The organism is Bradyrhizobium sediminis, assembly GCF_018736085.1.
Taxonomy (GTDB): domain Bacteria; phylum Pseudomonadota; class Alphaproteobacteria; order Rhizobiales; family Xanthobacteraceae; genus Bradyrhizobium; species Bradyrhizobium sediminis.
This window is the reverse complement of record NZ_CP076134.1, coordinates 4,722,647-4,735,661: the sequence shown is the minus strand read 5'-3', so window position 1 is coordinate 4,735,661 and position 13,015 is coordinate 4,722,647. Positions and strand designations below refer to the sequence as shown.

Below are 13,015 nucleotides of genomic sequence, written 5' to 3'. Positions count from 1 at the left end.
GGGGGACCTTCTGACTTCGCGAGGTTGTGAGCGGATTTTGGCGTCGCGCACCGGCGGGCCCGATCTGGTCAATGTCGCGCGCATTCTTTAGAACGGCGCGGCCATCAGGGTAGCAATATTGCGAGAGGCTTCATGATTTCATCGCCAACGTATTTGCCGCGGGCCGCAGCATTGGTCCTGGCCGCGGCCGCTCTGAACGCCGCGCCGGCGCGCGCCGATGAGGGCTTTCCGTTCGGGCTCGAAATGACGCTCGACGCGGCGCGTCAGCCGGGGTCGAAGCGGCTGCCGACGCTGGATATCGGCGACGCCGGTGAAGTGATCCTCGAGCTGTGGTGCAAGGGCGGCAAGGGCCAGTTTTCGGTGGCGGGCAATACCGTGATCTTCGTCGCCGGGCCGCTGGAGGATCGTTCCTGTCCCCCGGCGCGGGCGCAGGCCGATGACGAACTGGTCGCCGCCCTCGGCGAAGCCGCGACCTGGAAGCGTCAGGGCGATTTCGTGTCCCTCATCGGTAGCAAAACGCTACGCTTCCGCATCAATACCAACTGAGATCTCCTGTCGGGCTATTTCCAGTCGTTTTTGTCGCCGTCCCAGCGCTGGCCTTTGAATTCCTTGGCCAGCGCGTCAACCGAGCCGTTGTCGTCCTTTTGCTCAGCTTCCTCGTCGAGGCTGGACTCGTCGGCCAGATTGAGCTTGGGACCTGAGGTTTCGTCCGCCGTCGAAATGGCGGGGCTGCCGATCCACAGCATCAGCCGGTCGGTCGCGCCGGGCTTGTCCGGCGACACCAAAGCGGTGACCTCGACCGTCTCGGTGAGGCCGAGCGCCGGGAAAATCTGGCTCGGGCGCTTCAAGGTCAGTTTCAGCTTTCCGGTGTTGGCGTCCCATGCCGACGACGACGCCTTCGCCACCAGTGTCGTTGCCAGCACGCCGGAGATCGCTGCCGCGAGCTTGTCGCGGTTGAGCTTGTCGCCGTCGCGCCAGTCGGCGGCGGAAAAACGGATGGTGCGATCCATCTCCACGACGCCGCTGGTCCAGCCGGCGGCGACCACGCCGGGCGAGGCTTTGGCTTTCGCGATCAGCGCGGCCGATCGTTCCGGATCGATATTGATGTTGATGGTCTGCTGGCCGGCGCGCAGCGCATCGCAGGACACGCCCAGGCTGCTCAGGGAAACCTCGAGATCCTGTCCCTTCAGGCTCTTCAGGAAATCCAGCGCTGCGTCGAGCTTCACCCGCACGCCGACCGATTCCGGCGACACTTCGGAAAAATCCTTGGGGTTGGCCGTGATGCCGTCGTCGCTGGTCTGGTTTTCCTGGAATTCCTTTTCGCTGAGATCGGAATTTTCGGTCGAGGCGACCTCCGTCACGCTCTGGCCGACGTTGATTTGTCCCCTGAATTCGAAGGTGTCGCCGGTCGGCTTGCGCAGCAGTTTCACCGTGACCGGCAACTTGTCGGCAATGCTCTGCGTGGTGCCGCTCAGGGTCTGTCCGTTGATCGCGAGGTTGGCGACGAAGCGGTCCTTGCGATCGGAGCCCTTGGCCACGGGATAGCAGACGTCGAGCACCGCCGCGGTGACGGTCTTGCCCATGCGGGTTTCCTTGAGCACAACGTCGGCGTTGCCGTCCATCAACCCGTCGATCGCCGTGAAATACCGGACCTCGTTGGCGTTGGACGCGGATTTGGCCGGGGGCTTCGTTTGAGCGAAGGCGAAATCCGGCAAAGCCATCGCCAGACCGGCCAGGCAGAACAGAAGCGCGCGCATATCAACGTCCTCGAGAAAGCAGAATCGGACGTTACCGTAGAGCTTTTTCGATAAAAAAGAAGGCCGCCCGGAGGCGGCCTTCGTCGATCGGCAATGCCGGGAGGCGGGCGCCTCAGAAGCCCATGCCGCCCATTCCGCCCATGCCGCCGCCACCGCCGGGCATCGGCGGCGCCGGCTCCTTCGGCAGTTCGGCGACCATGGCTTCCGTCGTCACCAAGAGCGCGGCCACGGAAGAAGCGTCCTGCAGCGCGGTGCGCACCACCTTGGCCGGGTCGATGATGCCCTTGGCGACCATGTCGACATATTCCTCGGTCTGCGCGTCGAAGCCGAAGGTTTCGGATTTGTCTTCGAGGATCTTGCCGACCACGATCGAGCCCTCGACACCGGCGTTTTCCGAGATCTGGCGGACCGGAGCTTCCAGCGCCTTCAGCACGATGTTGATACCGGCCTGGACGTCGGGATTCTCGTTGTGAATCCGGCCGACCGCCTTCTTGGCGCGCAGCAGTGCGACGCCGCCGCCCGGCACGATGCCTTCCTGCACCGCCGCGCGGGTGGCGTTCAGCGCATCCTCGACGCGGTCCTTCTTCTCCTTGACCTCGATCTCGGTCGCACCGCCGACGCGGATCACCGCGACGCCGCCGGCGAGCTTGGCCAGCCGCTCCTGCAGCTTCTCGCGGTCGTAGTCCGAGGTGGTTTCCTCGATCTGCGCCTTGATCTGCGTGACGCGGGCTTCGATGTCCTTCTTCTTGCCCGAGCCGTTGACGATCGTGGTGTTCTCCTTGTCGATCACGACCTTGCGGGCGCGGCCGAGCATGTTGACGGTGACGCTTTCGAGCTTCATGCCGAGTTCATCGGAGATCAGCTGGCCGCCGGTCAGGATCGCGATGTCTTCCAGCATCGCCTTGCGGCGGTCGCCGAAGCCCGGCGCCTTGACGGCGGCGACCTTCAGGCCGCCGCGCAGGCGGTTGACCACCAGCGTCGCCAGCGCCTCGCCCTCGACGTCTTCGGCGATGATCAGGAGCGGACGGCCCGACTGCACCACGGCCTCCAGCACCGGCAGCATCGACTGCAGGCCGGACAGCTTCTTCTCGTGCAGCAGCACGTAGACGTCCTCGAGCTCGGCGGTCATCTTCTCGGCGTTGGTGATGAAATAGGGCGACAGGTAGCCGCGGTCGAATTTCATGCCCTCGACGATGTCGACCTCGGTCTCCAGCGATTTGTTTTCCTCGACCGTGATGACGCCCTCATTGCCGACCTTCTGCATCGCTTGGGCGATCATCTTGCCGATCGCGGCGTCGCCGTTGGCCGAGATGGTGCCGACCTGGGCCACCTCGGATGACGAGGCCACCGGCTTGGCGCGCTTCTCGATGTCCTTGACCACGGCATGCACGGCGATCTCGATGCCGCGTTTGAGGTCCATCGGGTTCATGCCGGCGGCAACCGACTTGGCGCCTTCCCGCACGATCGCCTGCGCCAGCACGGTCGCCGTGGTGGTGCCGTCGCCCGCAGTATCGTTGGTCTTGGAAGCGACCTCGCGCAGCATCTGCGCGCCCATGTTCTCGAACTTGTCCTCGAGCTCGATCTCCTTGGCGACGGTGACGCCGTCCTTGGTGATGCGCGGCGCGCCGAAGCTCTTCTCGATCACGACGTTGCGGCCCTTGGGACCGAGCGTCACCTTGACCGCATTGGCGAGGATATCGACGCCGCGCAGCATGCGGTCGCGCGCGTCTCCGGCAAATTTAACGTCTTTGGCAGCCATTGGAATCTACTCCTGGAATGATTGGAAACGGTCGTTCGCCGCTTAGTTGGTCGCTGCCATGGCCGGGCTTCTCTTCCCCTCTCCCCTTGTGGGAGAGGGTGGCACGGACGCGCGAAGCGCGTTCGTGACGGGTGAGGGGTCTGTTTCCGCGGATAGAGACCCCTCATCCGATCCTCGCTTCGCGAGGATCACCTTCTCCCACAAGGGGAGAAGGGAAGAAAGCAACGACCCCGCCCGCGACGACTGGTGTGCGGCGTCTGTTTTGGTCGGACTTACGTCAGCACGCCCATGATGTCGCTCTCCTTCATGATCAGGAGCTCCTCGCCGTCGAGCTTGACCTCGGTGCCCGACCATTTGCCGAACAGCACGCGGTCGCCGACCTTGAGGTCGATCGGGATCAGCTTGCCGGATTCGTCGCGGCCGCCCGGACCGACTGCCGTGACCTCGCCCTGGGAGGGCTTTTCCTTGGCGCTGTCGGGGATGATGATGCCGCCCTTGGTCTTCTCTTCGGCGTCGATGCGCTTGACCACGACACGGTCATGCAGAGGACGAAATTTGGATTTAGCCATGACGGTTCCTTTTGGAGGCTCGGTTTTCAGGTCTGGTTTGCCATCGAAAATGGCTCTGAACACGGGGCGCATGCGGCACTGCCAGGGGCAGGGCAGCTCGCGCCCTTAGCAATCGCGATCTCGGAGTGCTAATAGTGGGCCCGGGAATATGGCTTGGCGCCGATCCTGTCAAGCAATGGGGGGTTAAGCCATTGGTGAGGCTGATATAGGATGCTGCCAGGAAACCAAATCGGCGCGTCGGCGTATTTTAGTGGACGTCATTGCTCCGACAGGAGTTTTACGCTTGGCTGCGGGACGGGTGCGGCCACGAATTTTTGCTCGGGGGAATGCCATGGTCAGGTCACTTAACGCGCGTGCGGTCGGCAATCTGGGGATCGCCGCCGCGCTGACGATATTCCTCGGCGGGTGCGGGAGTATGAGCCTGCCGTCATTCTCGTCATCGCCTCCCCCGGCGCCGGAGCCCGGCGTCGCCCCGGAAATGCCGGCCACCATCCGCTCCGATGAGATCGTCGGCCGCTGGGGCCTCGCCTCCTACCAGAACCCCAATGACCGCGCGCGTACCGAGGCGGCGGCGCGGGCGCAATGCAAGCAGCCCTATGTGATTACGGCCGGCGGCACCGGTGGCGTGGTCATGCATCTGGCCGACCAGGCGACGCCGCAGGAGCTGCGTCTGAAGGGCAGCCCGAGCGGCAAGAATTATATCGGTCCCGCCGGACCGACCCCCGGCGAGCAGGACCGCGAGATCGTTTCCTTCGACGGCCGCGTGCTGGTGACCCGCTTCGTCGACAAGGATGCCGCGGTTCGCTACGGCAACATGGTCTACGTCCGCTGCGCGCCCCGCGCCTGACTCGAGATTCCGGGTTCGACGCTTCGCGCCGCCCCGGAACGACTGTCTCCGAAAAGGAAAACGCCGGCCCCCCCCGGGGCCGGCGTTTTTTGCTGGTCGAATGTAGACCGAATTCAGTCGAACAGGGCGTCGATGTCGTTCTGCGAGGCGTGACCGGCATCGCCATCGAGCTTCGGACCGTTCAAGAGCTTGGCGTCGCCTTCCCGATCATCGACGATCGCCGGGGCATGCGCCTTGATGGCGTCGACGCCGCCCCAGATGTCCATCATCGCGTTGATGTGGTTTTCGATGAACTTCATCGTGGTCATCACCTTGTTGATGCGCTGACCGGTCAGATCCTGGAAATTGCAGGCCTCGAAGATGGAGACGACGCGCTCCTGGATTTCCTCGCTGAGGATCTTTTGCTGATCCGCTGAATTAACCTTGCTGAGCGCGCTGGCGGCCTGGTCGATCGACTCGGCGGCCTCCAGAATCTGCTGGGTCGCTTCCTCGGTGCCGCCGACCACGGCGCCGAGCTCGCCATTGACCTTGGCCATTTCCTGGCCGTTGAAGCTCTTGCCATGCAGCACCGCGATTTCCCGCTTGGTGCGGTTGATGGCGTCGTGAATCAGGTCGAGTTCGACCTTGAGCTTCTCGCACTGCTCGATCTGGGCGCGGTAGGTTTCCAGCAGCGTGTGGGCTTCGGCGATCTCGCGGTTGACCGACTCGCCGACGGTTTCCGTTGTCGCGCTGTGGTTCGGCTTCGCCATCTGGGCACGGATGGCGCGAAGTTCGTTCATGATCTCGTGATGCATCGGACCGACGTCGCCGTCCACCGCTGCGGGCATCGGCATGTCGCCGCCGATAGCTTCTTCGATACGAAAACGTCTGCGAGGGATCGGCATGAGCTCTTTCCTGACTTCACTCGTGACGTTTTAGACAGATGCGATTTAACGTCAGGTTCACGCCGGGAACTCTTCGAGAGACGCGCGAGGATCGCCGCATACCAACGATTAACCATGCGGGCTCTGCGTTCATCGAAAATAAACGCTACCGCTCGAAACCGCATGCAACTGGCGACGTGGTGAATCGAAACGGCGATTCCGTTTACCAAACCGAGGCGCTTTTGATCTTAATTGGGGGCGTGCAAAGGCGCTGACTCCGGCGCTCCCACGACGAAACAGTACAGAGTACGTCGATGATAAAAATGTCTCTCGCGTTCCTCGCCGGCGCCTCCTTTCTCGCCGGCATCAATCAGGCCGCGGCAATCGAAGCCGGTCCGGCTGCCGAACCCGCCGTGATCTATGCCGACCAGCCCGCGCAGCGGCCGGTGCGAACCGCTTACGCCGAGCGCGCAAATATGGGCGGCGGCTTCATCGAGTTCCTGTTCGGTGAGGGACCCTCGCAAGGCGGCCGCTACCAGGCGCAGCCGTCCTACGAACCGCGCCGTGCGCTGCTGCCGCCGATGGGTCCCGAGCAGGCCATGCGCCGGCAGGAAGACGTCAGCGAACCCGCGCGTCCCGCCTTCGATCCGAAATACGAGAAGCAGCTGGTCGAGTATCACGGCAAGGAAGGTCCCGGCACGATCGTCGTCGACACCCCCAACAAGTTCCTGTTCCTGGTGCAGGGCGACGGCAAGGCGTTGCGCTACGGCATCGGCGTCGGCCGTCCCGGCTTCACCTGGTCGGGAGTCAAGACGATTTCCGCCAAGAAGGAATGGCCGGCCTGGACGCCGCCGCCGGAAATGCTGGCGCGCCGCCCGGATCTGCCGCGGCACATGGAAGGCGGGCCGCAAAACCCGCTCGGCGCCCGCGCGATGTATCTGGGCTCGTCGCTCTACCGCATCCACGGCTCGAACGAGCCCTGGACGATCGGCACCAACGTCTCGTCCGGCTGTATCCGGATGCGCAATGACGACGTGATCGATCTGTACGGCCGCGTCAGTGTCGGCGCCAAGGTGGTCGTCATCTAGGCTGCGCTGCGATTCAAATGAAAACGGCCGCTCGATCGGAGCGGCCGTTTGCCTGTGTCACGGCAGAAACTCCTCAGGCGGTGTCGCCGTCGCCGCCGAAGTCATCGGAATCGAGATCCAAGTCGTCGTGATCGTCATCGTTCGAGGCGGTATCGAAATATCCGTCGCGTGAATTGTCGTTCGAATCGAACAATCCCGCGCGCGAACTTCCGGACGAACCGATGTCGTTGATGCCGGCATCCTTGGCCAGATCGCCGCCGGATTGATCGCCCCACGGCCTGCGGTCTTCAACTCCGCCGCGATGGCCCGCGGTGTCGCCGAAGCCCTGCTGGTGGCCGCCGCCCATCATCGAGCGGATGCTGCCGAGCAGCAACGATCCGCCGACCACGCCGGCGGCGGCTGCGGCCGCCGTTCCGAGAAACGAACCGCCACCGCCCATCGGCGCCTGCGGCGCGCCATAAGGCTGGCCGTACGGCGGCTGGGCATATTGCCCGGGATTTTGCGCCTGCTGCATGACCTGGCCGCTGTTCCATGTCGGGCGGCCCGGAAGCTCCGGCGGCCGGACATTGGGCACCGAGCCGCGCTGCGGGTTCTGCCCGAAGATCGTCTCCCGCATCGAATCGAGGAAGCTGCCGGACGGGTGTTGTTCGCCTGCGCCCTCCAGTTCCTGGATGCGGCTGTTGGCGCGCTTCAGCGCTTCGTCCTGCAACAGGACGGTCTGCACCAGCGCATAAACGGCGTTCGGCGCCTGGCGCTGGCCCTGAGCGATCGCAGCCGCGGCGTCGGGATCGCGTGGCGCACTCTCCACCCTCGAGAGCCGGTCGAAAAGATCGTCAATCAATTGGCGTTCTTGCGGCGTCATGGCTTTCTCCTTCGCGTCGAAGCGCGGGGGAGATGTAGGGGCGGTTTGTGTCGCAAGTAGTGGCGGGGCGGATTAAATTTCCGTATGCGACAAAACGCCTGGCGGGGATTTCCGAGGCAAATCAGCCCAGTGTAACTTTGTTCGCCGCCAGCAGCCGCGGGAAATGCTCGCCGCCGAGAAAGGCGTGCTCGTGTTCGCGCTGTACGGTCAGCGGGTCGAGGCTGACCAGGACGTCATCGACAAAGCCGGGGTGACACATGATGAGGCCGTCCTCCGGCAGTTCATCGAGGAACTGGTGCATCAGCGCGCTGAAATCCGGCTGCCGGGTAAAGTCATAGGCGCCGGCGAAGCCGGGGTTGAAGGCGATATCGGCGCGCGAGGCGCGGCGTCGAAACTGGGCGCTCAGGATGTCGAGCACCAGCGCCTTGGGCGCGCCGAGCCGCCGGGCCAAAGGCTGCCGGCGTCCGCCCTGGCGCACCCAGGCATCGGGTGCTGCTTCCTTCACCGCGGTCAGAAAGGCGTCGCGCACCCCGGGAAACAGCTGCGCGTGCTGGTGGCCGTCGACAAAATCCGGCGCCCGGCCGAACAGCTCGCCGAACGCCGCGAGCTGCAGCATCAGTTCATCATAGATGATCTCGGGATCGAGCCGCCGTAACAGGCCGGCGCGCAGCAATTTCGGAAACGGCAGGAAGATGCCGCCATCGGTCGGCCGGAAGTGCATGGTCAGCGGGCTGAACGGCGCCGTCAGCGTGACGTGCAGGCCGATGGCGCAACGGGGACTGTTGGCGGCGGCGGATTCGAGCGCGCGGACTTCGTTGCGGCCGATCGAGGGGCCCACCACCATCACCGAGGTGGCGTTGAGACGGCCGCGCTCGATCAGGTCGCGAATGGCGCGATTGACGCCGGGGCTGAGACCGTAATCGTCGGCGCACAGCCAGATGCGGCGCGGTGCGTCGTCGCTCATTCCGCGGCGGTCCGTTCGCTGACGCCGGCGGCTGCGTCCGCCTCGACGCGTTTCACGCTGTGCTCGGCCACGAAATAGATCGGACGCGCCTTCAGCTCGGACAGGATCTTGCCGATATACTCGCCGACGATGCCGATCATGATCAGCTGCACGCCGCCGATGGTCATCAGGCCGACCACCAGCGAGGGATAGCCGGGGACCGATTTCCCGCTCACCAGGGTTTCCCAGAGGATGGAAAGACCGAACAGGAAGGCGACGGTTGCGAGCAGGACGCCGAGCAGGCTGGCGAAGCGCAAGGGCGCCACCGAGAAGGACGTCAGGCCCTCGATCGAAAGCCCGATCAGCCGGCCCGGGCTGAAGGTGGTGACGCCGTGGGCGCGGGCGGCCGGTTCGTAGTCGACGCGGATCTGGCGGAAGCCGATCCAGCTCGCCAGCCCCTTGAAGAAGCGGTTGCGCTCGGGAAGCTGCCGCAGTGCGGCGGCGGCCCGTGGCGACAGCAGGCGGAAGTCGCCGGCGTCTTCCGGGATTTTCTGCCGCGCGCCCCAATTGATCAGCGCGTAGAAGCCATGCACGGCGATGCGCCGCAGCGCCGATTCGTTGTCGCGGTGAGCCTTGGCGGTATAGACCACGTCGAAGCCGCCATCGATCCAGTGGCTGACGAGTTGCTCGACCAGGGCGGGCGGATGCTGGCCGTCGCCGTCCATGAACAGCACCGCGCCGCGCCGGGCGTGGTCGAGGCCCGCCATCAGGGCGGCTTCCTTGCCGAAGTTGCGCGACAGCGACACCACCTGGACGTCGAGCCCGTCGGCGGCGAGTTCGCGCGCAATGGTGAGCGTGGCGTCGGCGCTGCCGTCGTCGACATAGACCACCTCGCAACCAAGGCCGTAGCGCTTCCGGAGCGTCTTCGCCAGGGCGCCAAGCCGCTCGTGGAAAAGGGCCAGCCCGGCTGCCTCATTATAGATGGGGACGACGATCGACAGCCCCTGCGCCGCGGCGGTGGCCGCAGTGGTCGACAGGTCAGAAACGTCCGTACCCAGCATCATCGATCAGGTTCCAAATTCTTCATGGAACAACATATGGTACTCGTTGCCAGCTGTCGCTACGATGAACGAAGCACTTTCCGCCCTAACTTCGCAGGAAGGCCTCGAGCCTGGCGAACAGCGGATTGTCGCGGTCGAGCACATAGTCCAGCGATGCCACCGATACCGTGTCGGCGCCGTGGGCGCGGAGGAAGCTGCCGAGTGCGTAGAGCTGCGCGGGCGGGCAGTGCAGCGTGACCATCCCCGACGAGGTCGGCCCGCCGAACGGCGAGACCACGCCGAAGCGGTTATGGGCTTCCGCCAATAGCGCGGCGTCGCAGCCGGCAAAGCGGGTGCGGACTTCGCGATACTTGCTGGCGCGGGCCCGAGCGGCAATGTGATCCAGGATGACGCGCGCGGTCTCGCGGGCTTCAACCGACCAGTCGGCGTCCCTGGACGCCACCAAGTTGGCCTGGCTGCGCAGGATCACGCCGTCGTCCAGCACCTTGAGGCCGTTGGCGGCAAGGGTGGCGCCTGTCGTGGTGATGTCGACGATCATTTCGGCAGTGCCGGTGGCCGGCGCCCCTTCGGTCGCCCCGGCGCTCTCGACGATCCGGTAATCGACGACGCCGTGGGCCGCAAAGAAGGTCCGGGTCAGGTTGATGTATTTGGTCGCCACCCGCATCCGCCGGTTATGCTGGGCGCGGAAGCCGGTGGTGACGTCGTCGAGATCGGCCATGGTCCGGACGTCGATCCAGGCCTGCGGCACCGCCACCACGACATTGGCGCTGCCGAAGCCGAGATTGTCGATCAGCATGACGCGCTTGTCGGCATCGGCGATGCTTTCGCGCACGAGGTCTTCGCCGGTGACGCCGAGATGGACCGTGCCGCGCGCGAGCTGCGAGGCGATCTCGCTTGCCGAGAGATAGGCGATCTCGACATTGTCGAGTTCAGCGATGGTGCCGCGATAGTCGCGGGCGCCGCGCGGCTTTGCCAGCGTAAGCCCGGCGCGCGTGAAGAAGGCTTCGGCGTTTTCCTGCAGGCGGCCCTTCGAGGGAACGGCGAGAACGAATGGCGCGGTCATGCTGCGCTCCCGGTGCCGCCGGGCTTGCGGCCCGCCTGCGTCAGGCATTCGACCCATATCGAAAATCCGACCGCCGGGATCGGTGCGCTCGAGCCGAGCTGGGTCAATAGTCCGTCGTAACGCCCGCCCGCCACCAGCGGTTCGGCGCCGTTGCCCTTCGCATGCAGTTCGAACTCGAAGCCGGTGTAATAATCGAGGCCGCGTCCGAACGAGGTGGAAAAGCGGGTCTTGGAGGTATCGATGCCGCGCGCGGCCATGAAGCCGACCCGGCTTTCGAACTGGTCGATCGCGGCGGTGATGTTGAGCCTGGCGTCGGCGGCCAGCGCGCGCAATTGCGCGACCGCGTCGTCGGGATCGCCCGCGATCGCGAGGAAGCGCTTGATGATGCCGAGCGCGTCGCGCGGCAGCGCGCCGCCCTTCAGGGTCGATTGTTCGAGGAAGCGGTCGGCGATTTCGGCGACGGTGCGGCCACCGACATTGGTGGTGCCGGCGATCGACATCAGGTCGGTGACCAGTGCCAGCGCCGCCTTGCGGTCGGAGCCGGCCAAGGCTGCGAGTACGCCTTCATATTCGTTGCGGCCGGGTGCGGTCGCGAGCGTCAGCCGCTCGATATCTTCGGTCAGGCTGACCTTGCGGTTGAAATCCTTGATCAGCCGCCGCCGCCATACCGGATAGAGATCGAGGGCATCGATCAGCGCATTGAACAGCGCCACGTCGCCGGTGCGGATTTCGACTTCGGTCAGGCCGAACGTGGAGGTCGCCTCGAGCGCCAGCGCCAGCATTTCCGCGTCCGCCGCGGCGCGGTCCTGCCGGCCGAAGGATTCGATGCCGGCCTGCAGGAATTCGCTGGGACGGCCGCCGCGATAGCGAAACACCGGCCCGAGATAGCAGAAGCCGGCAGGCTGGCCGGCGCCTGTGGAGGCGAGATAATCCCGCGCCACCGGAATGGTGAGGTCGGGGCGAAGGCACAGTTCCTCGCCGCTGGCGTCGCTGGTCAGATAAAGGCTCTTGCGGATGTCCTCGCCCGAGAGGTCGAGGAACGGCTCGGCGGGCTGCAGGATATCGGGCACGGCCTGGACGTAGCCGGCCTGCGCGAACGACAACAGCAGCGCGTCCGCCCAAGCGGCGGATCCGGTCGCACGAAGGGCGGCGGTCACGGTCATTTCAAGTCCAAAATCCCGAAAAACGGGTTCCAAAGGGTTCGTTGGCGGAGCCATTAGCATGGCCGGGGCGGGGTTTCGACAGGGATCGGCCAAGTCCCTTAATCAAGTGCCTTAATCAAGTCCCTTGGCAGCGTCCCTTGACGGCTTGTTAAGGGGCCGGAACAGGGCGCCCGGCGGTCCTATGGCGTGCCGGCCCAGTCGCCGAGCGCTGCCTGTACCAGCGCCAGGGCCGCGACGCCGGCGGTGTCGGCGCGCAGGATTCGGGGCCCCAAAGAGAGCCGGAGGATCCGCGGCAACCGCAACAGCAGCGCGCGCTCCTCCTCGGCAAATCCGCCTTCGGGACCGATCAGGACATCGATTCCGTGGGCTGCCGCAAGGCCGCCCTGCAGCGCTTGCAGGGGGCTCGTGGCATCCGCGGCCTCGTCGCAGAACACCAGCAGGCGCTGGGTTTCGCGCTGGCTCAGATAGCGATCGAGCGGCATCGGTTCGGCGACCCCGGCAATGCTGAGGATGCCGCATTGTTCGGCGGCCTCGATCACATTGGCGCGCATCCGCTCGCTGTTGACCCTCGAGACCTGGGTGAAGCGGGTCAGAACCGGCTGCAGGGACGAGGCCCCCATCTCGACGGCTTTCTGCACCATATAATCGAGCCGGGCATGCTTCAGCGGTGCGAAGACGTAAGCGAGATCCGGCAGGCGATCCTGCGGCCGGGTCTGGGCCACGATGGTCAGGCTGTCGGGCCGCTTGCGACCCGCAATCGCCGCCTGCCACTCGCCATCGCGTCCGTTGAACACCCGAATCGTTTCGCCTGCGGCCAGCCGCAGCACATTGCCGAGGTAATTGCTCTGGTTGCGCTCGAGCGCCACCGTTTCGCCCGCTGCCAGCGCGGCATCGACAAACAGCCGGGGCGAACGAAAATCGAGTTGAGGCATGGGTGTAATCCAGTCCGGGGCTGCCTTTTAGCCTAAAGGACCGCGAAATTAAGGAATTAATGGCGTCCGGCGCGGCTCTACGCCGCGCTGTTGCCAAAATCGGCGGGT

At 65.0% G+C, this 13,015-nt stretch carries 13 protein-coding genes; 3 read left to right on the top strand and 10 right to left on the bottom strand.

What is annotated here, in order from left to right:
- Positions 1 to 132: 132 nt before the first annotated feature.
- Positions 133 to 546 carry an META domain-containing protein gene (locus KMZ29_RS22775; protein WP_215621306.1) on the top strand — a complete coding sequence of 138 codons (414 nt, stop codon included), beginning with the start codon at positions 133 to 135 and terminating at the stop codon, positions 544 to 546.
- A gap of 14 nt (positions 547 to 560) precedes the next feature.
- Here KMZ29_RS22775 and KMZ29_RS22770 read toward each other — a convergent pair whose 3' ends face one another.
- The 3 genes from KMZ29_RS22770 to KMZ29_RS22760 form a co-directional block, all read right to left on the bottom strand.
- Positions 561 to 1,757 (bottom strand): hypothetical protein, encoded by a 1,197-nt coding sequence (locus KMZ29_RS22770; RefSeq protein WP_215621305.1) that lies wholly within the window; start codon positions 1,755 to 1,757, stop codon positions 561 to 563.
- Between the two features lie 112 nt (positions 1,758 to 1,869).
- A complete protein-coding gene (gene groL, locus KMZ29_RS22765; protein ID WP_215621304.1) occupies positions 1,870 to 3,516 on the bottom strand; it encodes a chaperonin GroEL in 1,647 nt (548 codons plus the stop codon).
- Between the two features lie 272 nt (positions 3,517 to 3,788).
- On the bottom strand, positions 3,789 to 4,085 hold the full coding sequence (locus KMZ29_RS22760; protein ID WP_215603469.1) for a co-chaperone GroES: 297 nt from the start codon (positions 4,083 to 4,085) through the stop codon (positions 3,789 to 3,791).
- Between the two features lie 331 nt (positions 4,086 to 4,416).
- Here KMZ29_RS22760 and KMZ29_RS22755 point away from each other — a divergent pair, with 331 nt between their 5' ends.
- Positions 4,417 to 4,932 (top strand): hypothetical protein, encoded by a 516-nt coding sequence (locus tag KMZ29_RS22755; RefSeq protein ID WP_215621303.1) that lies wholly within the window; start codon positions 4,417 to 4,419, stop codon positions 4,930 to 4,932.
- Between the two features lie 113 nt (positions 4,933 to 5,045).
- Here the strand turns inward: KMZ29_RS22755 and KMZ29_RS22750 are convergent, their stop codons facing one another.
- A complete protein-coding gene (locus KMZ29_RS22750) occupies positions 5,046 to 5,816 on the bottom strand; it encodes a protein phosphatase CheZ (protein WP_215621302.1) in 771 nt (256 codons plus the stop codon).
- A 293-nt stretch (positions 5,817 to 6,109) separates the two neighbouring features.
- On the opposite strand from KMZ29_RS22750, the gene KMZ29_RS22745 reads away from it, so the two are divergent.
- Positions 6,110 to 6,883 (top strand): L,D-transpeptidase, encoded by a 774-nt coding sequence (locus KMZ29_RS22745; protein WP_215621301.1) that lies wholly within the window; start codon positions 6,110 to 6,112, stop codon positions 6,881 to 6,883.
- Positions 6,884 to 6,956: 73 nt separating this feature from the next.
- Here the strand turns inward: KMZ29_RS22745 and KMZ29_RS22740 are convergent, their stop codons facing one another.
- The 6 genes from KMZ29_RS22740 to KMZ29_RS22715 form a co-directional block, all read right to left on the bottom strand.
- Positions 6,957 to 7,745: a DUF2076 domain-containing protein gene (locus KMZ29_RS22740; protein ID WP_215621300.1), complete on the bottom strand. Its 789-nt coding sequence runs from the start codon at positions 7,743 to 7,745 to the stop codon at positions 6,957 to 6,959.
- A 121-nt stretch (positions 7,746 to 7,866) separates the two neighbouring features.
- Positions 7,867 to 8,709 carry a ChbG/HpnK family deacetylase gene (locus KMZ29_RS22735; protein ID WP_215621299.1) on the bottom strand — a complete coding sequence of 281 codons (843 nt, stop codon included), beginning with the start codon at positions 8,707 to 8,709 and terminating at the stop codon, positions 7,867 to 7,869.
- Positions 8,706 to 9,752, bottom strand: coding sequence for a glycosyltransferase family 2 protein (locus KMZ29_RS22730; RefSeq protein WP_215621298.1), 1,047 nt, complete (start codon positions 9,750 to 9,752; stop codon positions 8,706 to 8,708). The genes KMZ29_RS22735 and KMZ29_RS22730 overlap by 4 nt, the downstream gene beginning before the upstream one ends.
- 82 nt (positions 9,753 to 9,834) lie before the next feature.
- Positions 9,835 to 10,812 (bottom strand): ATP phosphoribosyltransferase, encoded by a 978-nt coding sequence (gene hisG, locus KMZ29_RS22725; protein ID WP_215621297.1) that lies wholly within the window; start codon positions 10,810 to 10,812, stop codon positions 9,835 to 9,837.
- A complete protein-coding gene (locus KMZ29_RS22720; RefSeq protein ID WP_215621296.1) occupies positions 10,809 to 11,975 on the bottom strand; it encodes an ATP phosphoribosyltransferase regulatory subunit in 1,167 nt (388 codons plus the stop codon). Before KMZ29_RS22720 ends, hisG begins: the two co-directional genes overlap by 4 nt.
- Before the next feature lie 179 nt (positions 11,976 to 12,154).
- A complete protein-coding gene (locus tag KMZ29_RS22715; RefSeq protein WP_215621295.1) occupies positions 12,155 to 12,907 on the bottom strand; it encodes a 16S rRNA (uracil(1498)-N(3))-methyltransferase in 753 nt (250 codons plus the stop codon).
- Positions 12,908 to 13,015: the final 108 nt, after the last annotated feature.